Source organism: Agaribacterium sp. ZY112 (assembly GCF_041346925.1).
GTDB lineage: Bacteria > Pseudomonadota > Gammaproteobacteria > Pseudomonadales > Cellvibrionaceae > Agaribacterium.
On the sequence record NZ_CP166840.1, the window covers coordinates 1,176,779 to 1,200,974 of the forward strand.

Consider the following 24,196-nt stretch of genomic DNA (forward strand, 5'->3'; position numbering starts at 1 on the left):
GACACTATGAGTAATGAAGAGCTAGAAGTGGGCACTGATATAAAATGTATGGTGTTGCCTATGGTTGAATCTGAGGTGTTACTGCCAAGTATTTCAGTGGCAGAGTTGGCCGCTATTCAGCCTTTTGATATTAAACCTAATACTCCTGATTGGTTTTTAGGTTATTACCCGTGGCGTAACTTGCGAGTGCCCGTTTTAAGTTATGAAACATTGAATAATCAGTGTTCTCCTAAGTTAAGTGCGGACGGTCGCGTGGTTATTCTGAATGCAACAGGTGTCAGTGAAGACCTGCCTTTTATTAGTATCTTGTGCCAAGGTGTGCCGGAAGACCTGAGCGTACGTGAAGCGGCTATTGAAGAGAGTGAAGAGTTTGCACGTGAGTATGAACTCATGGCTGTAAACGTAGCTGGGAAAAGCTTATTGGTGCCTGATATAGAAAAAATTGAGCAGGCGATTCTTGGTTTAAATATCCGTATTTAATAGGCCAGAGCTTGGCAATAGCGCCAAGCTCACTGGTTTACCAGCAAGGGCAAGTTAGTGGCGCTTGCCTAATTCCTTTTTAAAACCCTCTAGTTGGGTTTTATCAAAATGGTAGTTACTGCCACAAAATTGGCAGCTCATATCGACTTTACCCTGCTCATCAATCAAGGCCTGTAGCTCGACCTCACCCAGTGTCTTAATTGCATTGGCACTGCGCTCTTTTGAGCAGTGGCAGCGAAAGCTTAGTTGTTTAGGTGGAAAAACCCGGCACTGTAGTTCGTGATATAGGCGGTAGAGTAAGGTTGGGTGATCTAGGTCTAAGGCCTCTTCCGCCTTTGTTGTGGAAGCCAAGTGTCGTGCGGTTTGCCAGTTTTCTTCTCGTTGTTCTTCGTCTTTGACTAATTGAGCTGGTAGGCACTGTAAAAAAATACCACCGGCTTTATTCTCGTTTGCAAAGAGCTTGAAGTAAGTAGGTAATTGCTCACTTTGGCTGAAGTAATGCTGTAAACACTCGGCTAAATCAGCCCCATCTAAAGGCACAATACCTTGGTAGCGCTTCCCCTTGTCTGGATCGATGGTAATACTCAATACACCGCCACCCAATAGAGCGGCAAGAGGTAAGAGTTCATTGCTATCGGATTGCACAAGGCTTTGTTGTTCATCGACTTGGGCGAAGCCGCGAACATGTCCTTTGGAATTTGCTTCGGCCATAATCAGTGGCAAAGGGCCATTGCTGCGGGCTTGTAACGTAATCGTGCCTTCAAATTTCAACATGTCTGCAACTAATGCAGCGGCAGCCATAAATTCGCCATAAAGAGGCAGAAAAACTTTAGGTAGGTTCTGTGGGCTTGCAGCTTGCTGGAAGCTTTGCTCTAAAGTGACAAGCTCGCCACGAAGGTCGCTATCGTCAAATAAGAAGCGGTGTATAAGGTCTATTTGTTGGTCTGAGCTCATAAAAACTGGTCTGCTGGTCAATTGGGCGCAATTCTGCAGAATCGCAGCTGCGCTGTCGAGTGCTATTCGGAATCGAGAATCACACGCTTAAAGCGATGAATGTGGCGGCGCTGGCGTGTATTGGGCTTTCCTGCAGGGCGCTCAGTAAATTGCTGGCTGGCACGGCGCTGTTCGGCAATGGCCTCACGTTTTTTAATGCTCTCTTCGGTTTCTTCATAGAGCGTAGTGGCGATACTTGCCGGCCCACGTTTATCGCTTAGGGCAAGTACAGTGACTTCTTTTTCATCAAAGCCTTGGCGTAAAACAATGCTGCAACCAACTTCTATTTCTTTGCTGGCTTTGACTCGGCTGCCCTCAATATGAACTTTTCCGCCATCTATCGCTTGTTTGGCAATAGAGCGGGTTTTATAAAAGCGGGCGGCCCAGAGCCATTTATCGATACGAACTTTGTTTAATGGCGTGTTGGACATACTGACTCATTTTCTAGTTCAGGAAGCAGCTCATCAAAATCAGAGACACCAATAAAGGGGCCGCTGTCGTGTGCTGGTTTTTGGCTGTCTGGGCGAGTAATACAAACGAGATGTTTGATGCCGTAACTTTGCCCGCTTTTTAATATGCGTGGACTGTCATCAATAAATACGCTGCGTTTAGGGTCAAAGGGCTCTTCCAATTGCAACTGCTGCCAAAAGCGTAAATCTTCTTTAGGGCTTTGAAACTGATGAGAGCTAATAATAATATCTAGCCAGCGGTCTATTTCGGTCACCTGCATCTTTAACTCAAGACCTGCCGGATGGCTGTTGGTGATTAACACCAGTTTCTTACCTTGTTTCTTAAGAGCTTGTAAAAAGCGCTCGGCATGGGGGCGAATCTGAATTTTGTGTTTGATCTCGTGTTTAAGAGCAGGGATATCCATACGCATCAGCTCAGACCAGTGATCTAAACAATACCACTGCAAGGTGCCTTCAAGCGCAGCAATCTTTTGGTGTATATGTTCTTGAGCCTCTTCAAGCGGCACGTTATGTGCGTCACTATAGCGTTGCGGTAAATGGTGTAGCCAAAAATAATTGTCAAAATGCAGGTCAAGCAGGGTGCCATCCATATCTAGAAGCACGGTATCGATGTTTTGCCAGTCAATCATAGTTATCGGTCACTTATGGGCGCTATAATCAGCCGTTCAGATCATAAAGGAATACCATTATGCCCGAGCTGCCGCAGATACTCACTCGCCGCCCAGTATGCAACGGACGCCTATTCAAGGTCGAGGCCGCTGATATACGATTCAGCAATGGTGAAGAGCGTGAATATGAATATTTACGATCAAATGGCCCCGCGGCTGTTATTGTTGCTGCCATTACAGACGATGATGAGGTTATTCTAATCCAAGAATACGGTATTGGCATTCATGGTTATGAATGGGGCCTACCTAAAGGCCGTGTTGATCAAGGTGAAAGTCATATAGAGGCCGCTAACCGAGAATTAAAAGAGGAAGCTGGGTTTGGGGCGCGTGAGCTTACTTTATTGAAGTGTATGACTCAGAGCCCTAACTACATGCAGCACAAAACGCAGATCGTATTGGCGCAAGGTTTATATGCCGAATCGTTAGAGGGGGATGAGCCCGAGCCGCTAGCCGTTCAAACATTCAAGCTTGATGATATTGGAGAGCTTGTCGCTCGTGCCGATATCACCGAGGCAAGGACGATAGCGGCGCTTTACCTAGCCCGAGATTATGTACGTTCCCAGAAGTAATCAAGTACTTACCCACTAGGTTCTAGGGCTTATTTTATTCTGAAATGAGCTAATAGACCTTTCCTAAGAGCGTGTCGAAGTAACAAACTTAGCTAGACTTAAAAGAGTCTAGCTAAGTTTGTAAGCATGCCTTACTTTGCTTGGTAGATGGCAATTGACGGAGAGGTAAAGCACTTGATGTACCGCCAATCAAATCACAGCGCACTTCCCGCTAATATGGAAGATACAAGGATGCTACGCACGCAATTACAGCGTGAAATTAACTGCTTAGAAATGCAGTTATCGCGCTTGCAGCGTCGTGATGAATTCCTTGATTTAGTCACTCTACAGACCTACCAAGAGATGATCTCATCTAGAAAAGAAATGCTTGGTGCAATTTAGCTTAGTGCATGTATGTAGCTATGCTTATGGTCGTTGTGACTACAAATAAGGCGCGTCATTGGCAGTGATTAGAGGCTGCTATACAATGTTTGAAAAAACCTTGTAAGGCACGTGCAGTGCCAAGTCGTGCCAAGATGAAATTAATTAAAAAGCCTAAAGAGTTAAAAGCCAAGTTGCGTCAGCGTATACGCGACAAAGCCATCTCACGTGCAAAAAATCGCATCTTAATTGCTGGTAGAAAAGCAGAAGAATTTGAGCCCGACGAGCTTGAAGCTATTGTTGCCGAAGAAGAAGAAAAAATTTACGGCCAGGTAAAAGAAAAAGGCCTGATGGCTTTAGCTGCAGCCCTAGGTTTGGGGTGGTGGCTCTGATGTTAAATAAAGCCATCAAGTGGGCGGTACTCATTGGTATTTGGCGCCGTTATGGAGTGCTGATCAAAAGTATACCGCTTGTTCTGATTCTGCTTGTTGTTATTTGGACCTTACACTCCGACTTCTTAGCCTATGTTCAGGTAAGTAAAGATACTAACTACGTTGTTCACTCATATTTACTTAAGTGGTTATGTATTGCGATTGTAGCTTATGTGTATTGGCGTTATGTTTCTTCTCTTTTACAAGAAAGTGATGAGTCTCACGAGGCGGAAAATACTAAGAAAGAAAAAAACAGGAAGGGGAAATCGAGTTTTAAAGCGAAAAAAGGCGCTGATAACAGCTTTGAAAGTGAGGTTGAAGATGCTGGCACGTCACATAGTGAGCCTGACCCTTTCGCGCACATTCGAAGTAAAGAAAAGCTAGAAACCAAAGCTGAGAAAATTATAAAGAGTAAAATTTAAGTTTTATTCTTTAGCTTTACCCAACGCTCTAGTGTTTTCGCGTCTTGATTTATTTGTTTGTGTAGTAATGCCAGTAATTCTTCTTTTCTAATGGTCACCCAGCGACTGCCATAGGAGGCTGAGAGGGCCACAAAGCTAAAACAACTTAGAGCAATGGTATAGTTATGCTCAGCCTTACTTAGCTCCAATACAATAAGCACTAGCAGTGCTAATGCTGAAATGATGGCGAGTAACCTGCTGGCTAGTTTCTCTTTGTCTGCTTTTAAGATTATCTTTAAATCTTGTTCATCCATATTGTTATTTTTTTTCGATTCGTCACTAAGTCATTAGCTTTTGTTGCTCTTAACCAAAAACACAGCGATGACCGAAATAGGGCCTAGCAAGGCACCAAGTATTACCCATAGTGGACGATTTAAACCTTTCTTTTTTGCAACAAAGTAACAAATCTCAGTGCAAATGAGCATTACGGTGGCAATAGCAATGGCAGTACTCATGGTGCTCCTTATATTCTTATCGTGTGACTTGTGTTTCTATTTTACGGGTTTGTTGTTTGGCTCCTTCTTGATAGCTTTAACGAACAAGAAAATGCCAAATATTAAGAATGGCAAGCTAAGTAGCTGCCCTGTATTGAGGCCAATGCCAAGAGAGTAGCTTGCTTGAGGCTCTTTAATAAATTCAATTAAAAAACGTGCACTAAAACATAGACTTAAAAACAAGCCAAGCATGGCACCGCTGTATTCTTTAATTTTACTTTTGTGGTAGAGGCTTAATAAAAGAATAAAAATGCAGAGGTAGGCTAAGGCTTCATAAAGTTGAGCAGGATGCCTTGCTAGATTGTCTACGCGTTCGAAGACAATAGCCCAAGGTAGCTCGGATTCAGCACCGACAATTTCCGAGTTCAAAAAATTGGCGCTACGAACAAAGACGCCAAATAGCGCTGTTGGAAGAGTGATCCTGTCTAATAGCGACATAAATGACATTTTATTCTTCTTGGCAAAGAAAAACACACCAAGAATGGCACCAAGACCACCACCGTGGCTAGCTAGGCCACCCTTCCACAGGGCAAGGATTTCAAGTGGGTTGCTTAAATAATAGTCGGGTTCGTAAAATAAACAGTGAACTAAGCGTGCGCCAATAACGACACCAGCAACAACATAGGTTAATAAATTGTCTAGCTGGCTTGTGTCTTGTTTTTCTTTAATAAAAACACGTTTCATTAAGTGGGCGCCACTCAGTACCGCCGCTGCAAACAAAGCGCCGTACCAATGAATAGAAAGGCTTCCAATTGAAAACAGTACCGGGTCAAAATTCCACTGCATAATGATAGTTGTCGCTTTATAGGTTGATGCTAGAGTTTAGGGGCTAAAGCCAAGCTGGCTAGTCTGTAAATGCTTTGCGCAAAAATTGAGTTCGGGCATTAAGAAAGTCAGCTTCGTTACAGAGAATAAAATCGATAGCAAGCTGATACTTCTCTGTCAAAATGCAAGCAGGCTTGGCAAGTTCGTATTCATTCATAACGACATTCATTGCTTCACGTACTAACTCGGGTTCGCCTGGGCCAACTTTAATTTCATCGGGGTCGTAATTATCAAGCATCCAATCTTGTAGTTCAGCGGTGCTTATTTCTTTGTTGCCCCAAGCTTTTAGGGTGTTGATCAATTGAGTTTTACTAATGGATGCTGTAGACACGTTGTATTCCAATCCTAGAGGCCAAGATAGTTGGCAATTTCAAATAAGTCAGGTTTACCTTCTTCAAAACCAAAAAAGCAAACGTCCTCTTTTTTGTTTGTTGTTTCGTCAAAATAACCTACAACAAATTCACACTTATTTTTTTGAGCGATCTTGTTTAGAAAGTTAAGAGGCTCTTGTAGGTGTTTTTTGTTTTTAATCGAAAGTGTTAAGCCGAAGTCAAAAGTTTCAGGCATTAAATAATCTACGTCTGTCAGGGCGGCTAATTCTTCAACCGTTGTTGCCTCAGCAGGTAGTGGCTCTGATGTGTCTAAGCCGTCAGCGTCTAATTCATTTGGCTCGGGGCCAACGTATTCTAGAAATAAAGGGCTGCTATCAATCCATGCCTTTAACTCGGCTGCGGATGTTTTGACAATTTTTACCAGCTCATTAGCTTCGAATTGGCTGTGGTCGGCGTAGATATAAAGCTTCATGTGCGCTCTCTATTGAATTAAAGCAGTAACCCAGGCTGGTTTGCTATTTATCGGCGCGGCCAACAAAACGGCGTTCTTCGACATTAATTTTGATCTTATCACCAGTGGAAATATGCTCAGGTACTTGTACGGTCACGCCAGTAGAAAGAATGGCGGGTTTGGTACGAGAAGTGGCGGATGCACCTTTAATAGAGGGGTCCGTTTCAGTTACTTCCAGTTCAACGGTGGTTGGCATATCTAGAGCAACAGGGTTATCGTTAACAATGACGACCTGAATGCCTTCAATGCTTTCGTTAATAAACTGTATTTCTTCGGCAATGCTGTCTTTGTGCAAATTGTAAGGTGTGTAGTCTTCGGTATTCATGAAAACGTACTCATCACCATCGATGTAAGAGAACATGGCAGGGCGTCTAATGAGGTCTGCTAAGGTCAGCATTTCTGAGTCTTTAAAAGTCTCATCAATTTTACGGCCAGAGACAACATCATACATACGCATGCGGTAGAGGCTGCCACCGGCGCGACCCTGAGGTACAGAGCGTTCTATATCTTTCACAATGTAGGTTTCATTGTTGAATTCGATAGCGGCATTTTTCTTAATTTCGCTTGCCTTAGGCATGATGGGGTCTCCGGTTATTGGTTAGTGCTGGTACGTTTTTGTTGCAAGATTCTGATTCGCTTGAATGAGTCGTAAATCGTGAAAGCAAAAACAAGGCTTATAGGCCAAATGTTATAGTATATAGAAGCTACAGCTAGGCAGATACTAAGGCCGATAAGTGCAATTTCAAGTCTAATTCCTTTAAACATGAGTATCATCAAGGGTTATTGATTTCGCTTTAAGACGAAGTTCAAGTTTGAAGCAGGAAGATCCTTTGTAACACTAAAGCCTTCAATAATGCGTCGCTCAATGATGGCGTCTTGGCGCCGCTCAATCGCGCACATACGCTTAAAGTCATCTTTCGATACCAGTGACACGGCTTCACCATGGGCGCCCGCGCGGCCTGTTCGGCCTATGCGGTGAATGTATTCGTCGGCATCATCGGGCATATCGTAGTTCACAACACGCTCAAGTTCATCGATGTCGAGCCCACGCGCCGCGACTCCTGTGGCAACTAAAAAGCGTAGTTTCCCCGATTTAAAATCGCTTATAACTTGTTTGCGCGAATTTTGGCTGCGCCCACCGTGTATGGCTTCGGCATGTATACCGCGTTTCTCCAGCTGAGTGACAAGCTTGGCGGCGCCGTGTTGAGTACGGATAAAAATGATGGCTTGCTGCCAGTTTAACTCGCTTATCAAATGGCTCAATAAGCTCGACTTATTGTGTTTATCAATGGCAACTAACCACTGAGTGATGGACTTTGGCGCTTGTTTACGTGGGCCAATTAAGAGCTCTATGGGGTCTATGCATAGATCTTGTGCTAAGTCCCGTACATGGCCGGATAGTGTTGCCGAAAATAGCAGGCTTTGGCGATCGCTAGGTAAGCGATCAATAATTTTGTTGATTTCATCGCCAAAGCCCATCGTCAATATGCGGTCGGCCTCATCAAGTACAACAGCGTTTAACTCATCGAAATACAAGGCGCGCTGGTGAGCAAGGTCAAGTAGGCGCCCTGGGGTTGCAACCACAATATCAATGCCATCTATTAAGGCCTGCTTCTGGGGGGCGTAGTCAATACCACCGACGAGTACCACGCTTTTAAGCTCGCAGTGCTTAGCGTACTGCTCAATGCTTTCGTTTACTTGAATGGCCAGTTCACGCGTAGGCACAACAATTAACGCACGCATGCGCTTGGCACGACGTTTCTGGCCGGTATTAAGCTTTTCTAATAGCGGCAGCACAAAAGCTGCTGTTTTACCGGTGCCAGTGGCTGCGCTTGCTATAAGGTCTTTACCAGCCAGAACATGCGGAATGGCCTTGGCTTGAATCTCTGTTGCCTGCTTGTAGGCAAGTTCTTCGAGAGCGTTTAGAAGAGGGGGGCTTAAAGCGAGCTTATCAAAGCGCATAGGATCTGTACTTCTTGGGTAAGGCTGATTTAGGTCAGGAATGCGGCTCAGCACGGATAGAAGCTATTCGATAGTTTTCAGGCGCTAATGTCAAACCATAAGCTTAGATCTCACGTACTTAGCAGTTTTTGGTTATATAATCGGGATAAGGCGGGTTTGTTATATGCTTAGGCGTCTATGACGCTGCCATCTTATAGCGTTTATATGATTGGTATTTCATTCAGCTGCTTTAATAGCGCGGCTGTTCAAAGTGTCAGAATGATGAACTGTTTTCAGGTGTTAGTGCTGGCGCTTTTCAGTTTTCTCAGTAACTTTATAATTCGATACTCTAACTCTTGGGGTTGGAAGGGTTTTGATAAATAGTCTGTCACCCCACAGCTTACCGCTTCGACGACGCTTTTTTTATCTGTCGTAGCAGTAAGCATAAGAAAAGGAATGTGCTTATGCCGTTCCGAAGACCTCACCATTTTAAGAAACTCAATGCCTGAGACTTGGGGCATGTCCCAGTCGCAGATAATAATATCGGCGGTTGAGTTCTGTAGTTGGCCCCAGGCAACATTGCCGTTTGGTGCAACACGATATTTTCGTATTCCTAGGTCATTTAAACAGCCAGTGACCATGCAACGCATGGCTTCCATATCATCCACAACCAATACATTTAGTTTTTTTAATATTCTTTCGATCTTATCCATAAGTTCAATACTTAGTATGTTTTATATTGCTATCACAGTTTTAGTATAGTGGATGGATAACGGCTTGAGTGATATCCCTACAGTGTATTCGGTGAAGACTTCCTCCTAAGCCTTATTCAATAACATAATAACTCTCTAAAGTTAGGTGGTTTTGTTATAAACATAAACGTATTAAGGGGGCTTAGATGGGGGGAGAAGATGGGGGCGTCGTAGTATGGCGATATGCTTTTGAGTTATTATACAAACTCCGAGCCTACTAAATATCTTACTCGATTTAATTTTAACAATTATATGGATTATTTTATGTTTTTTTCTAGAAAGAACCTTAAGAATGCTGTGTTATTAGCACCAGCGCTCATTGTATTGCAGGCATGTACAGTTACGGTTCCCCTTGATTCGCCAACCCCCTCTGATGAAGCATATATCTCGGTCGATACAGATCAAACAATTACTCTACAGTTTAAAGATTCCCAGCCTCAGGATTTAGAAAACCTTGTTGGTAAGCCAGTACCCATCGTAGTAGAGTCGAATGGAGCTCCTTTAGAAGAGCATGCTTATTTGTTGGAAGCTTTACAGAAAGAGGCCAAGGCTCGTAATTTACCTCTGAATTTTGAATCTAGCTCAGAAAATAAGCTGGAGCTAGATGCTTATCAAGTCTTTCACCATAGAGTAAGCGGTTTTTCTCCATTGGTTACTGTAACAACTGCCAGATTGGATTTGGTGTTGCCAGATAGAACTAGCCGTATTGCCGTAGCGGTTAAACGCGGAAAAGTACCTGTTATGTCTATGGGGGAGATCAATGAGCCTACCTTTAATGAACCTCATGAAATCCTGGTAAAGGAAATTGTGGCTAAAATTAATATGGTGACTTTTAATAACAAAACTTCTGATCAGTATGTGGCTGAATTGGTCGGTAAAATCAAGGCGAATATTGATGATCGCGAAACATACCTAGATGTTTATGAGCTAGGTTTTAGTAATAACAGTAAGGCCCTTGATGCTCTTATGGAGTTTAGTAAGGCAGATCAAGAATATATTCGTTTGTCTGCAATTTCTGGTTTGGGGATGATTGGTGGTGAACGCTCTTTTGAATACCTTAAAAGTATTCATGCGTCAGATGGTCTTTGGCAAGATCGAGTTGTAGCACTTAAAGCTATTGGAGATATAGGCACAGAAGCCGCTATTAATTATTTAAAAACTGAGAGGCCTAAATGGAAAGCTGAAGATAATAAAGAATCGAAGTGGACTGTTGTAGTACTTGGTTTGTTTTTAGATGATTAGTCTGATTTAGTATGGTCTACTTATTCAGTGTTGAGCTAAATAAACAATAAAAGCTAAATTAAGAGGGATAAATAGATGAGTGCCAAATTGAGGGCACTCATCTTTAGTTTGTTAAATAATGTTGACGTTAGACTCAGGCACAAACATAAAACAATAGAAATCGTATTCTACAAGCATCTCTCGCTTGTCTGTGTTGGAAACAGGGCCTTGGTTGACACTCCAGTTAGCCGTTGCTGGGTTAGAGATGGCGTTTCCAGCAAAGTCAAAATTAGTAACTTGATCAGAGCCATCTTTTTGTGACCAAGAGTCGCAGCCCCCCGCTGAATTGTCGCAGCGAGCCCAATGATAATCTCCAGGCCAATTGGCATCACCCGCAGTAGAAATCATCAGTGCAACAAAGTGACCTGCTAGATAACCTGCAGCCACACCAGAAGGGTTTGTACCTTGCTTAGATGATTTAAAAGCAAGTAGTTCCTCCATGGATTGGCCTACATACTCCAAGCCATCGTGAACAGCGTAGCTGCTAACAAGCTTGCCAAGTTCATCAAAGCTTTTTTTGAAATTATCTGCAGTTAGTAAATAGCCACTCTGCCTGCCGGGTTGAGGAAATGTGTTAGGTGTAATATTACAGCCGTAAGCATAACAATTATTGTTAGGCTGAAATTTACTGGACATGAAATTGCCTTTGCAATCGCCCGCAGGATCATAATTTCCTGCAGCTTCACCAAAAACAGTGTCAGCGTATTTAGGTACGCCGATCGTTTTTGCTTCGGGTACGGTAATATTGACACTTACTATTTGAGGTGCGATGTAATGTTCATCAGGTGTAATTCCTGATGTTATCTGTGTCGTTTGGTGAAATTGATCTTGCTCGTTAATCATGCCGCTGAGTTTGAATTGTTTCTTTTGTTCTGACATATCCTTTGCTCTCTTTGGTTGGTTTCAATTATTAACGTTATTTGAAATTAGAAGATCTAAGACTGATAAATAATAGACGTTACCGTGTTGGACGAATAATCAAAGACCTGTAGCAGTACATCGCTATCGCTTGGCGTGTCGTTATTATAGTGCCCGCTAAGTATGAGTTTCGATGAGGCTCCACTAGGGTTTCCAGTATTACTTGCCCAAAGTGCTTTATTGAATCGGTTGTAAAAAACTAAATTACCATCGTCTTGCATAACTAATCGGCCGGGTAAATCTTCTTCGTTTAGCTGTACTGGCAGTTTCCAAAGTACGTTTTGGTCACTGCTGCTAACAAGTATTGGGCCTTGTTTTTGGTCATTAATAAACTGTGCGCTGCCATCTAAAGTACTAATTATCTGGCCTGCCATTAATACTGAGTTACTTCGGCTATCGATGTTGTTAATACTACTCATCTCACCCGTTAAGTTACTCTGAAATAGGATTTGTAGTTGTTCACGAGTCCAAGCCTTTATGCCTGCTATTGTTGATAAAATTGTCAGCTTACCAAGTGCGCACATAGGAGACATGTCCGCAGGTGTCAATGCGCCAACGTGAGGCAACCATGCGCCAGATGCATAAGCGGTATTATTAACCGTACCACTAATTACTTGGGTGCAATCGACAATATTAACACCGTTATTGTTAGCTTCTTTTAGTGCAGTATAAATCGCGCCATCAGAAGGTGTGTCTGGATTTCCTGATGGGAAGTTACCTTCCCCATACGACTCGAGGATTAAGCCTTTAATCCCGGTGTTACAAATGGCAGAAACCATATCCGCCATAAAAGCACTGGCAGAACTTTGATTGTACTGAGCGGGGAAGGCATTAAGCTGAGCAATAGGGTAGTTGTTTATTAAGTTTTGGATTTCATTTAACAAAGAGGTTTGATTTTTTAAAATATCGGCATTATCTAGGCTGACATCATCGTCTACAGGGCCGGGAAGCCAGCGTTTATTAAAGAGACTTAATTCAACGCCACATTCAGCAAGAGCGGGGTAGTTAGGAGAGGAAAACGCATTAAATTCACTAGCGTTCGTTTTTAATACTCTATTTCCTCGGTAGAGTTGGTTTTGAAAATAAACGCAAACTTCTGGTATACCCGTGCGTGCGCAAGCAATTGCACCACACATATTCTGGTATGCATCAGTGTTAAAGTTTAGGCTTAGGTCCGGACTGCCATTTTCTTGATAGTATAGGGGAACTTGTGAACCGGTAATAATGACAGGTTTACTTAGTACCGCCGTACCATTCCCATTTGTATCAAATGTATTCAGTAAGAAAGGTAAGGCACCGCCGGTAAAGTCCATGCTGTCGGTGCCATGAAGTATCAGGAATGCATCATAATTGGCGTAGTTATTTAAAACGCCATTGGCCATGATGCACCAGTCTGCAGGTTGTAAGTTTGTACTGTCTAGTGTTTTGCTATTTGATTCAGGGAATTCAATATCACAAAGGTAGTCGATATCTATATCCGGGAATTGCTGTTGAAGTATCGGATTTAAAATCTTTTCGCTAGCATTAGCAAAATCTTGTGAGGACATTGGGGCTAGAGGGGATCCAATGCAACTAATAGTGCCGCCGCTGTTTATTACTGCTACTTTCATAAAATTCGGTTCCATTGAATTTAAGATTGTTGCTCATTGCAACGACAAAGTACTTTCATCTCATATCTGAGGACGCTATTAAATCTACTTAGGATTAATAGCGTTTCGCAAGCGAGTAAAACTTGGCGTATTAGATTTAATCAGGTGTTGTTCGCTCAAGCTAACAACAGGCGCCATGGCTATAGCAAATGCAGCGCCTAGCTTTAGTTGGTCGGAGAACCAAGGGGCTTCATATGCGGGAGTAGTTGACCAGTTTTGTCGTATTTCATCGCTTTGTAGATTAACAATGTTAGTAAAAGCCGTAGATGGGTCATTTGCGGTCTTTCTAAAATTAATAGCGATAGAGGATAGTTCGACTAACTCAGCATGTGTGAAAGGTTTACCTGCATCTCTAATTTGAACAGGGGGTGTCTCTTGTCTTCGCATAATGCAATATACAGTTTGACCACCACAGCTTGGGTCACGTTGAAATAGTTCTAAGGTGTAAGGCTGGTTACTGGCTACAGCGTTACCATTGCCATCAAAGCTAAAGCCAAAATCGCCGCGATTTTGTTCTTGAGGGTTGCCCTTTAACAAAGAGAGTTCACAAGCGGTAACTTTGGAGCCTAAGGCATCAACACAAGCTTGTAGTTGAGCTGCATTTTCTTTTGATGTGGCATTGTCAGCAGGGTTTGCACCTTGTGCAAATATCTGCAGGCTATCCGCAGCGCGCTCTTCAATGATTTCAAAAAAAGCACTAATGCAAGCAGGGCTGTCTAAGTGAGCGAGTGTGACACTAGTGCCCGAAGCAGTATTAATTACCACAATGGTAATGATGCAAGAGGTAGCACTGTCGGAATAAATAGTAAGTGGCTTGCCTGAATCTAGATCTAAAGTTTGGTAATTTCCCTGATCCACATAATAGAAGTTATCAGGTGGCAGTATTAGATTATTGTCATTGAGGTCGACAGTAATATTTATTGAACTCATGATTAGCTTCCATTAAAGGATGTAAGTGGGTTGGTTCGCGGGTTGCCATTGATTTGATACTCACAAGTCGCAGATCCATCGGCACTAGCACTAAAAATAGATGTTGCTTGAGTATGAAATTCAGCACCTATGTAATCAGTCTCCCGGCAAATACTAAGTTCAGTCGGACCATAGTATTGATCACTTAATAGCGTTTTGATGCCGTTAATAGTGGGATTGCTTTCCAATATAGTTTCTGCGCGACGAAGGCGTAAGTAGGTGCTGTGGTTAGCGGGATAATTCACAGAGTCGGGTTGTAAACGGAAATTGTTAGTAGATGCAAAAAAACCATCAGTACGCTGAATAACTCTCACTGACTCTTGGTTGTAAGGGTTGGGCATATACTCTATGAAGATAGAAATAGGTTGGGTTTTTTTTGCATCTTTCCAGCCGCTAATTAAAGAAATATCTGGTGCGGGGAATGGGGTGCCAGTGCCCATAGTTTTATAAAATTCAATTAAGCTAGCAGCAGCTTCTGTTGCCGAGCTATAGCTGCTAATACTTTTTTCATATGCTGCAAATAATGCCTCTACTTGAGCACTTGTTGTTGAATAATTAGCGGCTGTAGTTGTGTAAGAATCTGCCGCTACAAAAGCGACTCCAGAGCTATTAGAACCTGCCCAAATGCCGTCACTACCTTGCCGTGTCATAGCTATATAGCTGGTGACACCATTGTAGCCACTGCGAACCTCTGGTTCGTTAAATGTTGTTACTGGAATGAGATCGCACTGTTTAAATGTGTTTATTTGGTTGCCATTGAATACAACGCCAATTGTGCACATGGTTCCTCCTTGTGGTTATGACCGTTTTAACCTAGCGGTAATCAACGGCAATGAAAAAATACTGTTATTAGGTAGCGATGCAGAGGTTTACCTGCATGAGCTAATGCCTAAAGCTTAATATTTCAATGCGGATTGATGTGACAGTGATAGCATCCAGCTACCACTGCTATGGCGCGATTATTTGTTTTTATTCTAATCACGCCATGTGCCTTAGCTTATGTCCGCAAACGTCGTTTTATACTAGGCCGCTTATTCGCTTCGTACAACAAGCATTTTCATATTATTATTTTTTAACAATGTAGGTGGATTTTGACGACGTTATTAAAAAAATAAAGCCACATATTTAATATGGTTTAATGGGGGCGGGCAGTGTATGCATTGATTGTCTTCGGTTGAATATAGCTAATAAGAGGTGAGGAAGCGGGAGTTGTTAGTAGTGTCTGGCTATATACGGAACCTATTCAAAATAACGTGCTTTAACAAAGCTTTGCCAATCTGAAATTATTTCATTAAAAGGGCTGCTTGTAAGTTCGCTGAAATCACCGTGTGAATGTATCAGTACAATAAATGCTTCATTTCCCCATTTGTATTCAATATATTCGCCAATGGTGTAGCCCAACTCATAAATAGCGCCACTTTGATTAAAGTCGGAGTTTAATTCATTACTCATCATCTCAAACCGATCTTCAATCTGTTCGGGCTTGTTGGCGTATTTCCATGAACGCTCACTTTTATAAATGGCTATAGCTTCCCATAGCCAGCGAGGGTTGTTACCAAACTTGGGATTTACTTCGAGTGTGAGTAAATGTACTAGCTCGTGTAGCGCGATATTTTTGGTATCACCATGCGTGTAGAGTAATCTAATCTCTTTGGGGTCACTAACAATATAGCCTCTTGACCCCGGGTATCTTATGCCGAATGCTTTTTCTTGCTCTGCTAAATATTCATCAACATTGCTCCATATTTTAATAGTTATGCGAGGCATGCTGTCTAAATGAAAATCGATAAGTAAGCGTTCTTGATTGGCTTCAAGTTTGGATTGAATGTCACTAAATAATGATTCTGGTAGCTTGTTGTAGGCGATGTAGTTGAAACTGCCAGTTTTTAATTGGCTGCAATTCTGGCAGCCATCTTTAGTGGTGTATAAAAATATAAAACTCGAAAGAGTGATAAAGAGAAACGTAATTAAGAAAAGCTTTATCTTATTCATGCCTGTATTTGTGCTTAATCTTGGTTGGTGTTTTTATTCTGATAAGCAGCGCTTCCCCATAGGGGGACGGTGGACAAACTGTGTTTGAAACTGCCACTGGTTTCTTTTGTGCTGTATGAAAGGTACATGAGGGTTTGGTTTTTAGCGTCGTAAATACGTCGGATTTTTGCGTATTTCAAAAATATACTCTTAGACTTTTTAAACACGACCTCGCCATCTTTAGATAGGTCAATTTCTTCAAGCATCGCAGGGGTGATTTCTCCTGTTTGTCGACAGCTGATACTTGTATCCGAAGGGTCAGAGAAATCTAGGTTGGCTTCGATGGATGCTAAGTGACAGGTGACGCCCGTAATTACAGGGTCTACCAACATATCAATTTTGATGTCTTTAGTGGTGAATATTCCTAGTGAGACATCGCCAACTTCACTCTTGTCACATGCACTAAGACCGCCTAGTAAAATAGCTCCGGCGGCCAATCTTCTCATAAGTTTGGCGATAACTTGGTGTTCAATCATGATGGTTGATTAGCCTCTTAATGGTTGAGTTTCTAAAAACAGTCTAGGGCATTATTACTATTGTTTTGTAAAACCCAGTATAACTAAATTGTTTATGGCTGAGGTGGCAACTTTAGGCTTGTTATGTCAAGTTTTTCTTGGCTAGATTGTTTTGTTAGGAATGCTTTATCTTGGTGGTCTAATGAATATGTTTATTCGGTCAGTATTTCCTTGATTATCAATAGCAATGAGTTCGTGCTTTCCTGTCTCATTTACTTCCAATTCCAGATAGGCCCCGCTTTCTGATTCTCCTATAAAGCGATTGTCATAAAACCAGTGGATTTCTCCCTCTCCGCCTATAGCTTGTAATTTAATAAACAGACTACGCCGGTCTAGAGCTTGAAAAATGCTGTCCGCTTCAGGGGTGGCAATATTTATGGTTTGGCTTGTGGTCGAGACATTTCTTCCACATGAGGGATCTAGCTGTGGTAACTGCTCATCTAGGCTCCATTTTTTATTAAGCCAAGGTTCACTTTCTCTTGGCCACCAAGCGATACTTGTCTGAGCCATATTTTCACTTGGGGTATTACAGCTCTTATCGACGCGGTTACCCGTTTTTGTATTGACCCAATACTTTAAAGGGTTTGGGTCTATGTCTTCTTTGGCTGGACTGCGAAGTGTTGGAGGAATTAGGTTGTTAATAACAAAGGCAGGAAGTGTACGGTGGCAGTGTCTTTTTTCAGTTGTTGTTTTTTCAAGACCTAAAGGCCAGCATATGATGGTGCTTTTCACACTATCTGGTTTTTGTATTTTATGTGATATACCACTATGTGCGTTAGCAATATTAAATAAAATAGGTAGTGCAGTTGTGGCTCCTAAATGCCCAGGGCTGGCTGTACCATCTGGGCGGCCTACCCAAACACCATAGCTAAAGTCCTTGTTAAAGCCTATTGCCCATGCATCTCGTGAACCGTAGCTGGTGCCTGTTTTCCAAGCTAAATTGTTCTCATGTTCGTAGATCATACTTGCGTTAAGGCGATCTGCACGTCTAGCAGAAGAGAGCATCGAATAAATAACCCATGCACTGCCCTTAGACATCATATAACTCCCTTTTTTATAAGGAGCGTCGTTGTTTAAAGCAGGCTCTTGCGACTTTTGATACAAAGAAAGCTCAATTACTTGGCCGCCATTTGCAAGGCCATGATAAAGGGTAACTAGTTGCCAAAGACTTGTCCCTACGCCGCCCAATGCAATGGCTAAACTTGGTTCGCCAGAAAATTGTAAGTCTACGCCTAGGTTCTTTAAGCTGTAGTAAAATGTTGCCGGTGTAAGTGCTTCTAATAATTGCACGGCAGGTAGGTTTAACGATGTTTGCAATGCCTTTGTTGCACTTACTGCCCCGGTGAAACGCTGGCTAAAATTAAGCGGTTTGTAGTCTCCATAAATCCTAGGTGTATTTAGCAGTAAGCTATTTGAGTGAATGATGCCTTGATCAATAGCTAAGCCGTAGATAAAAGGTTTTAGGGTTGATCCTGGTGATCGTATTCCCGTGACCATATCAACGTGGCTAAAGCGTGTTGGATCGGTGAAATCTGCAGAGCCAACATAGGCTCGTACCCGCCCTGTTTTATTTTCTACCACCAGGGCGGAAATAGAGGTTTGCTTGGGTAGGGATTGCACGTGTCCTGCTAAGTAGCTCTCAAGAGAGAGTTGTAGGTCAAAATCGATGGTGCTTCGAATAATGTTTTTATGCGCGTGCTCTTCCACTAAGCGCCTTGCAAGTAAGGGAGCATAGCGAGGTTTTGTATAAAGTTGAGAGTGTACATCTTCTAGTTTGGCAATCTCGGCTCGCTCGGCTTGCCAAACGTTTAAGTCAACCATGCGCTGTATGACTTTGTTTCTAGCGATAGCTGCTGCTTGTGCATGTCGGTCTGGTCGTAGGCGAGAAGGAGCTTGCGGTAAAACCACTAATAGTGCTGCTTCGGCATCAGTGAGTTCGTTGGCGTTTTTACCTAAATACTGAGCGCTTGCTGCTTGCACGCCTTCAACAGGGCCACCAAATGGGGCGTGGTTTATATAAAGCTCTAGAATGTCATTTTTCGAGTGGGTGAGCTCGAGCTGTATGGCTCTAACTATTTGATAGAGTTTGCCAGATACATTGCGTGAATGAGGGTGGAATATACGTGCCACCTGCATAGACAGAGTTGACCCGCCTGAGCGAATGCAAGAGCAGAGTAGGTTCTGCCAGCTTGCACGTAAAAAAGCTATGGGGTTAACGCCTGGGTGCTTATAAAACCATTGGTCTTCATAGGCAAGTAGTACTTGGATATAGTTTTCCGAAACACTTTTTAGAGATGTTTCTTCTCTCCATACGCCATTGTGATCTGCAAAAGCGCGCAATACTCGACCATCACTCGCTTGCACAATTTTTGAGTAGCTTCTATCTAAAGGGTCATCAAAAAATGGAAATTGATGATTGGCTATAAAGGCAGAGATAATAAGAAATAAGCTACATGCAGCTATCCATAGGCAAATCTTTAGCTGCTTATTCAATAACTGCATGTTGGGCGCTTATCGTTTGAGGGCATCGTATATTATTTAATGCTTATAAGATCAATTGTTTGACCAATAGCGTAAACCTCTGGGTCATACATATCTTCAACAAACGGTGGTGGCACTTTATAGCTTCCAGGTGTGACAGCCCTAGCCAGATAAAATATCTCGGCTTGGCTATTCCATCCGAGATCAATCGCTGAAACAAAGCGGTCATCTCTATACTCTTGGTGCATAACCGTTGTTTTACTGCTCCAATGTGACAAAGTTTTATCTTCAACAAGCCAGTCATCGAGCTTGGCCGAGCCACTTAAATTCTGGTTCTCTAATTCAAGTCCAGCAGGAATCAAATCAATTAACATTAAGTCTGGGCGCCTTCGTTCAGATTGAACACTCAAGCGTACGAGTACAAGCTCACCGGTCTTGAGCTGATCTGGGCTAATCGCCTTCCCTTTTTTGTCGTAGTAAGACCTGCTAATTTTAAGGCCCAAATGCTCAACAGGCTCAGGCGCCGTATCTTGGTGGCCGATATAGTCGATGCTAACGTAAATTTCGTCATCACCTTCATTCTCTAGGCTGACGCCATTTAGCAGTTCATCAGCGCCTAACAATCGGTTGTAGTTTTCTACTTGGTCAATTTCTTTTTTGGCGTTAGCGTAGTTAATACTTGCTTGCCATTTCCTATGTGTGTTTTTGTTAAGTTCTACCGAAGCCATAAAGACAGCGTTACGCTCTTGTGTGCTTAAATATTTACGGCTTTTCAAGTCATTTGCTAAATCTATACTGGCTGAAAAAACAAAGTCAGTTTTATAGTCATTTTTTAGAAGCGCACGAATAATAAGGGCTTGATCTCGAATAATGCTACCGTAGTCACCTAGATAGCTAGAGTCACGTAAGGGTTTGCTCATCGCGTAATCAAATACTTCGCTGGCGAGTTTTTTGTCACCTTGATTCTTTAAAGCAATGGATAGTTGCACAAGAGGCAAGCGGCTAGCAGAGTTGCTCTTTTGTTGTGCAAGAGAGCGTAAATGGCCTAAATTTGCTTGCTGGCTTTGTGATAAGACATAACCTGCATAGGCACGATAGGCAAATTTATAGTGATTGGGATTTTCACTCCATCGACTGGAATAAGCGTAGTTAGATTTTAAATACTCTTGCAAGCGCTTAGTCACTTTTCTGTGGAAGCTGTTTTCAACCTTAAACCCTTGTTCTTTAGCATCGCTTAGAAATTCCGCGACATAACTGGTTAGCCAGTGTTCTTCATGAGCGCTGTCACTCGACCATAGCCCAAAACCACCGTTGGCTTTTTGCTTTTTCTCTATTCGCTCTAAGCCGTCTGCAAAGTTTTGAAGTTGTGTCTTTTTTGTATTGTTATCAATACTGAGTTTTCTTAGATAGTCTTCGTCAGCATATATCCAAGGGTATGTGCTACTTGTAGATTGCTCTAAGCAGCCGTAAGGATAGCGAAGCAAACCACGCAGTTGCTTGCGTTCTTGAAGGTCGATCTTACTGGATGCGCTTATTGCAAGTTCAATACTTTCAGGGATATAAGGCTCAAGTTCCTCCTTGCTTACAGCAATGCTTTGCCCTTTGTTAAGGCGTTTATTTTTGCTGTGAGTAATAGCAGGGTAAGCTGCCCTCGTATTGAGTTTCCATTCTCTTTCTATGGGGTAGTCGTCTATACCAGTGACGCTCAAGCTAATTGTTGATTGACTGTCACTCGCATTAACACTAAAAGGAAAGCTCAAGGTTTTTTTCTTTTGGTCTTCAAGCTCAAATTTATGGCTTTTTATAGGCATAGCGATGGGCTCACTTGCACTGAGAGTGACATTCAGTGTTTGTGTTTGACCGCTCAGGTTATTTAAATCTAGCGCTAATGTTGATTTGTCTCCCCAAGCAACAAATCTTGGCATAGAAAGTTGTGTCACCAGAGGCGCAGCAATAGTGACCTCCGAGTCAGCATGGCCAAAATGATGCTCATTAAATGCCACTGCCATGATTTTAAGGCGGCCATTGAAGTCAGGAATATCGAGTTCGATCGTGGCTTTACCATTAATTACCTCAACGGGTGTTTTGAATAGTGAAACAATCTGAACCTCAGACTGACCTTTTTTTCCTCCTCGGCTAAGCTCCCCTGCGTCACCACCAAAACGTAGCGTGGCGAGCTTGTTGTTATTGAGCTTGATGATCTGGTTATACATATCGACTGAATCGACTTGATAGCGTCGTGGGCCGAAGAAAAACTTAGCCGGTTGTGGGGTTTCATAATCGGTAATATTAAGAATACCCATATCAACGGCAGCAATGGTTAGCCAAAGTTTCTCGTTTGGTTTATGGTTTTCTACATCAATATCAAAGCTGACCTTCTGGTTGGGTAGCCATTTTTCTGGGCTTTTTATAGCCATGTTGATTTTTCTATCCTCTCTGTTGAGAGGAAGGTGGATTAAGCCCATTGCTCGGTCGGGTGTTATTTTTTCTTTGTTTTGTGCTGCTTGAATCTGCATAACAGAAATATAAATATCATGTCTGTCCCAATTTTTTTGAATTGGAATAGTAACTTCAGATCCATTCTTAGTGACCTTTAAACGCTGGCTCCATAATAGGCGGTCAGACTCGACTCTAATAATGGCCTCGCCATCCGAAGGTGGCAGCACGCTAAGTGTTAAGTTGTCACCTACAGAGTAACTTTCTTTGTCTAGTGCAAGGCTAACTTTGTCCGGCCTAACAAGTTCTGTACCTTCATTAGCTTTTCGCCACCAAGAATACCAATCTTTACCAGCCTGAAAACTATAACTGCTAATTAGCCCGCTGCTGCTGTCGGTTATTTCTAAGCGATAATGACCGTGATCTACGGGGATACTTAAGGTAAGCTCGTCACCAGTTAATACCTCCTGGCTACTGTAAACGGCATATTCGCTTTCATTGTATTGGTAGTGCCATCCACGGCTATTATTGTATTGCCAGTAGTACTGTCGGTCTTTTCTAATCAGTACGGCATGTAATTCGCTGTTGTCTGTAAGGCGTTGCTTACCATTGGTTTTTATAATTGAAAATTCTGCATTACTATTGGCAGTCGCTCGATCTTTAAATGAAGGGCGTATGCCTACTAATTCTTGAGCGGGTAATGCGCTAACACTATAATAGCGGCTGGTTGGTCTACCGCCAGATTCATAGAGGCTGCCCAGTATTTTAAAGTTCAAAGGTGTTTTTGCTGGCTGCCATGTTGAGGGGATTGAAAGTTGGGTTTTTCCCGATTGATCTAGAATCAAGCCTTCAATATCAAAATCTTTATTCCACTGCTCTTCATTTTCATTGCCAAAATAGTACTTATCAAATAGTTCAAAAGGATGGCGATCAACACTAATTCTGATGCTGGCATCGAATTTATTATCCGCAGCGGGCGCTCCGTAGAGGTAGTCACCTTGAACATCAACTAAGATATCTTCCTGGGTACTGAAAATAGATTTCTTGTTTTCTGGGTTGAAGCTTAGTTTTAAGCGTTCTGGGATGAATTCTTCAACCTTAAATGAGTATTTTTCTACTTTATTACTTAAGCCTTTAATCTCTAGCGACCAATTACCCGTTTTTGCGTTTAGGCCGATAGAGTAAGTCTTGTGGAAGTAGCCTTTTTCATCACCATGCCATGTGAAGTTTTTAACTACTTTTCCATCACCGCCGATGAGCTTGGCTTTTAATGGAAATAATTGCCCTAGCTCACCATCATAATTTCTCAGTAATGCGTTAAAGTTAATGGTGTCGCCCGGTCGGTATAGGTCTCTTTCACTGTAAATAAATATTTCATGGCTTTTAAAAATACGCTTTGCTGTTTGAAAGTCGGATAAATCTAAAGCCGCGCCACGAAGGTTCACTAACGAATAGGAATCTTTATACGATGCAACAAGATAGCGTGCTGATTTTTTCAGGCCACGTATTTCCGTTTCACCTTCTTTGTTGCTTCTTGCTTGAGCCAGCCTTACGCCTTTTTGGTCTAAGACCGATAGCTGTACGCCATTTAGCGCTTGGCTTGTGCTAAGGCTGTTGGTCGATACTTGCAGGCTGTTTCTATATTTTCTAACGTGTAAGCCAATGTCCGTCACCATAAAGTAAGTCACTTTAAAGTTATCTAGATAGCTGCCTGGAACTGACATAACGGCCAGATAGATACCTGGCTCTGAAATGGCTTTAATCTCATGCAAGGGGATGTTTACAGTACGGCGTTTGTTTTTTTCTTTGGTTAGTTCAAAGCGTCCAGAATAAACATAGTCTGCAGGTTTTACGGCGTTGTTTAAACTGTAGCGATAAAGTTGGCTACTATTGCCTACGCTGCTCACGAGTTTGGGAATGTCTTTATCTTTAATGCGATGAAAGTCGATGTTGACTTCAGCAATATTCAATGTGGTGACGGGTAGACCAGAGTGTAAATTTAGAGGTAAAAAACGATCGGTAGAAGCAAAGCTAACGGAGGGTATAGCATCTCGTGTGAGTATGGTTCGGCTATCACTTGAGTGCAGTGATAGTCCGGTTACGGCTTTGATCTTCCAGTGAACATTGACGGTGTAGTGTGTCTTAGGCTGAACGTTTTCAAAATAAGCTACCTTGCCTGAGTCACTTAATACCCAGCTACCATCGACCTTGTCAGCATTACTTTCAACTGATAGGTGTGAAGTAAAGTTTTTACTTTTATCGATAGGAACAGAAAAAGTAACAGCAAGGGCGCTGCCGTCATCATAAGTTCGTTCAGAAATATCTGAGATGAAAAAATCCATACCGGCATATCGTTTTTTCTCCTTGGCGGCATTTTCTTCTGGGCTTAATTTAGGCTGGTCTGCCTCTGCCTCTGCCTCTGCCTCTGCCTCTGCCTCTGCCTCTGCCTCTGCCTCTGCCTCTGCCTCTGCCTCTGCCGGTTTTTGATTGTCGGTGTTATACAGTTCAGGTGCAGGGGAATGAATCTTGTTTGTCTCAGTTGTTTTGTTGTCACTGCTGTCACATGCACTTATGCACATAAAAAGAATCAGTAAGCAGGATTTGATTGTGCGGATAGGCATGGTCTCCC

25 protein-coding genes are annotated in these 24,196 nt (G+C 42.5%); 6 read left to right on the top strand and 19 right to left on the bottom strand.

The features are described from left to right. Window positions 1-6: 6 nt before the first annotated feature. The gene (locus AB1S55_RS05265; RefSeq protein ID WP_370980743.1) at window positions 7-480 is read left to right on the top strand and encodes a chemotaxis protein CheW; all 474 of its coding nucleotides are present in this window, start codon (window positions 7-9) and stop codon (window positions 478-480) included. Between the two features lie 54 nt (window positions 481-534). Here the strand turns inward: AB1S55_RS05265 and hslO are convergent, their stop codons facing one another. The 3 genes from hslO to yrfG form a co-directional block, all read right to left on the bottom strand. Beyond that, window positions 535-1,434, bottom strand: coding sequence for an Hsp33 family molecular chaperone HslO (gene hslO / locus AB1S55_RS05270; protein ID WP_370980744.1), 900 nt, complete (start codon window positions 1,432-1,434; stop codon window positions 535-537). 62 nt (window positions 1,435-1,496) lie between these two features. Further along, complete coding sequence (locus tag AB1S55_RS05275; protein ID WP_370980745.1) at window positions 1,497-1,904, bottom strand: RNA-binding S4 domain-containing protein; 408 nt, start codon at window positions 1,902-1,904, stop codon at window positions 1,497-1,499. Further along, a complete protein-coding gene (yrfG, locus tag AB1S55_RS05280) occupies window positions 1,886-2,572 on the bottom strand; it encodes a GMP/IMP nucleotidase (protein ID WP_370980746.1) in 687 nt (228 codons plus the stop codon). The genes AB1S55_RS05275 and yrfG overlap by 19 nt, the downstream gene beginning before the upstream one ends. Before the next feature lie 59 nt (window positions 2,573-2,631). Here yrfG and nudE point away from each other — a divergent pair, with 59 nt between their 5' ends. From nudE to AB1S55_RS05300, 4 genes are all read left to right on the top strand, one after another. Further along, the gene (nudE, locus tag AB1S55_RS05285) at window positions 2,632-3,180 is read left to right on the top strand and encodes an ADP compounds hydrolase NudE (RefSeq protein WP_370980747.1); all 549 of its coding nucleotides are present in this window, start codon (window positions 2,632-2,634) and stop codon (window positions 3,178-3,180) included. Between the two features lie 147 nt (window positions 3,181-3,327). Then, window positions 3,328-3,561 carry a hypothetical protein gene (locus tag AB1S55_RS05290; RefSeq protein WP_370980748.1) on the top strand — a complete coding sequence of 78 codons (234 nt, stop codon included), beginning with the start codon at window positions 3,328-3,330 and terminating at the stop codon, window positions 3,559-3,561. A 134-nt stretch (window positions 3,562-3,695) separates the two neighbouring features. Beyond that, window positions 3,696-3,932, top strand: a complete 237-nt coding sequence (locus tag AB1S55_RS05295; protein ID WP_370980749.1) for a hypothetical protein — start codon at window positions 3,696-3,698, stop codon at window positions 3,930-3,932. Next, a complete protein-coding gene (locus AB1S55_RS05300) occupies window positions 3,932-4,393 on the top strand; it encodes a hypothetical protein (protein WP_370980750.1) in 462 nt (153 codons plus the stop codon). Before AB1S55_RS05295 ends, AB1S55_RS05300 begins: the two co-directional genes overlap by 1 nt. Here AB1S55_RS05300 and AB1S55_RS05305 read toward each other — a convergent pair. The 8 genes from AB1S55_RS05305 to AB1S55_RS05340 all read right to left on the bottom strand — a co-directional run bounded on the left by AB1S55_RS05305 (window position 4,390) and on the right by AB1S55_RS05340 (window position 9,248). Next, entirely contained in the window at window positions 4,390-4,686 is a 297-nt protein-coding gene (locus AB1S55_RS05305) for a hypothetical protein (protein WP_370980751.1), read from the bottom strand. The genes AB1S55_RS05300 and AB1S55_RS05305 overlap by 4 nt on opposite strands. 33 nt (window positions 4,687-4,719) lie before the next feature. Beyond that, on the bottom strand, window positions 4,720-4,887 hold the full coding sequence (locus AB1S55_RS05310; protein ID WP_370980752.1) for a hypothetical protein: 168 nt from the start codon (window positions 4,885-4,887) through the stop codon (window positions 4,720-4,722). A 36-nt stretch (window positions 4,888-4,923) separates the two neighbouring features. After that, a complete protein-coding gene (lgt, locus tag AB1S55_RS05315; protein ID WP_370980754.1) occupies window positions 4,924-5,712 on the bottom strand; it encodes a prolipoprotein diacylglyceryl transferase in 789 nt (262 codons plus the stop codon). 58 nt (window positions 5,713-5,770) lie between these two features. Beyond that, the gene (locus AB1S55_RS05320) at window positions 5,771-6,082 is read right to left on the bottom strand and encodes a hypothetical protein (RefSeq protein ID WP_370980755.1); all 312 of its coding nucleotides are present in this window, start codon (window positions 6,080-6,082) and stop codon (window positions 5,771-5,773) included. Between the two features lie 14 nt (window positions 6,083-6,096). Then, complete coding sequence (locus AB1S55_RS05325; RefSeq protein ID WP_370980756.1) at window positions 6,097-6,555, bottom strand: hypothetical protein; 459 nt, start codon at window positions 6,553-6,555, stop codon at window positions 6,097-6,099. 43 nt (window positions 6,556-6,598) lie between these two features. Next, window positions 6,599-7,171 carry an elongation factor P-like protein YeiP gene (gene yeiP, locus AB1S55_RS05330; protein ID WP_370980757.1) on the bottom strand — a complete coding sequence of 191 codons (573 nt, stop codon included), beginning with the start codon at window positions 7,169-7,171 and terminating at the stop codon, window positions 6,599-6,601. A 203-nt stretch (window positions 7,172-7,374) separates the two neighbouring features. Beyond that, entirely contained in the window at window positions 7,375-8,556 is a 1,182-nt protein-coding gene (locus AB1S55_RS05335; protein WP_370980758.1) for a DEAD/DEAH box helicase, read from the bottom strand. A 272-nt stretch (window positions 8,557-8,828) separates the two neighbouring features. Next, complete coding sequence (locus tag AB1S55_RS05340; RefSeq protein WP_370980759.1) at window positions 8,829-9,248, bottom strand: response regulator; 420 nt, start codon at window positions 9,246-9,248, stop codon at window positions 8,829-8,831. Between the two features lie 303 nt (window positions 9,249-9,551). Between AB1S55_RS05340 and AB1S55_RS05345 the strand changes: the two genes are divergently transcribed. After that, on the top strand, window positions 9,552-10,529 hold the full coding sequence (locus tag AB1S55_RS05345) for a HEAT repeat domain-containing protein (RefSeq protein WP_370980760.1): 978 nt from the start codon (window positions 9,552-9,554) through the stop codon (window positions 10,527-10,529). Window positions 10,530-10,640: 111 nt separating this feature from the next. Here the strand turns inward: AB1S55_RS05345 and AB1S55_RS05350 are convergent, their stop codons facing one another. From AB1S55_RS05350 to AB1S55_RS05385, 8 genes are all read right to left on the bottom strand, one after another. Continuing rightward, entirely contained in the window at window positions 10,641-11,447 is an 807-nt protein-coding gene (locus AB1S55_RS05350) for a hypothetical protein (RefSeq protein WP_370980761.1), read from the bottom strand. 56 nt (window positions 11,448-11,503) lie between these two features. Next, window positions 11,504-13,096 (bottom strand): asparaginase domain-containing protein, encoded by a 1,593-nt coding sequence (locus AB1S55_RS05355; RefSeq protein WP_370980762.1) that lies wholly within the window; start codon window positions 13,094-13,096, stop codon window positions 11,504-11,506. An 84-nt stretch (window positions 13,097-13,180) separates the two neighbouring features. Continuing rightward, complete coding sequence (locus AB1S55_RS05360; protein WP_370980763.1) at window positions 13,181-14,065, bottom strand: hypothetical protein; 885 nt, start codon at window positions 14,063-14,065, stop codon at window positions 13,181-13,183. Window positions 14,066-14,067: 2 nt separating this feature from the next. Continuing rightward, window positions 14,068-14,886: a hypothetical protein gene (locus AB1S55_RS05365; protein ID WP_370980764.1), complete on the bottom strand. Its 819-nt coding sequence runs from the start codon at window positions 14,884-14,886 to the stop codon at window positions 14,068-14,070. Between the two features lie 457 nt (window positions 14,887-15,343). After that, window positions 15,344-16,096 (bottom strand): hypothetical protein, encoded by a 753-nt coding sequence (locus AB1S55_RS05370; RefSeq protein ID WP_370980765.1) that lies wholly within the window; start codon window positions 16,094-16,096, stop codon window positions 15,344-15,346. 14 nt (window positions 16,097-16,110) lie between these two features. Continuing rightward, a complete protein-coding gene (locus tag AB1S55_RS05375; RefSeq protein ID WP_370980766.1) occupies window positions 16,111-16,611 on the bottom strand; it encodes a CreA family protein in 501 nt (166 codons plus the stop codon). 165 nt (window positions 16,612-16,776) lie between these two features. Further along, window positions 16,777-19,152, bottom strand: a complete 2,376-nt coding sequence (gene pbpC, locus AB1S55_RS05380) for a penicillin-binding protein 1C (RefSeq protein WP_370980767.1) — start codon at window positions 19,150-19,152, stop codon at window positions 16,777-16,779. A 32-nt stretch (window positions 19,153-19,184) separates the two neighbouring features. Then, window positions 19,185-24,188: an MG2 domain-containing protein gene (locus AB1S55_RS05385; protein ID WP_370980768.1), complete on the bottom strand. Its 5,004-nt coding sequence runs from the start codon at window positions 24,186-24,188 to the stop codon at window positions 19,185-19,187. Window positions 24,189-24,196 lie beyond the last annotated feature (8 nt).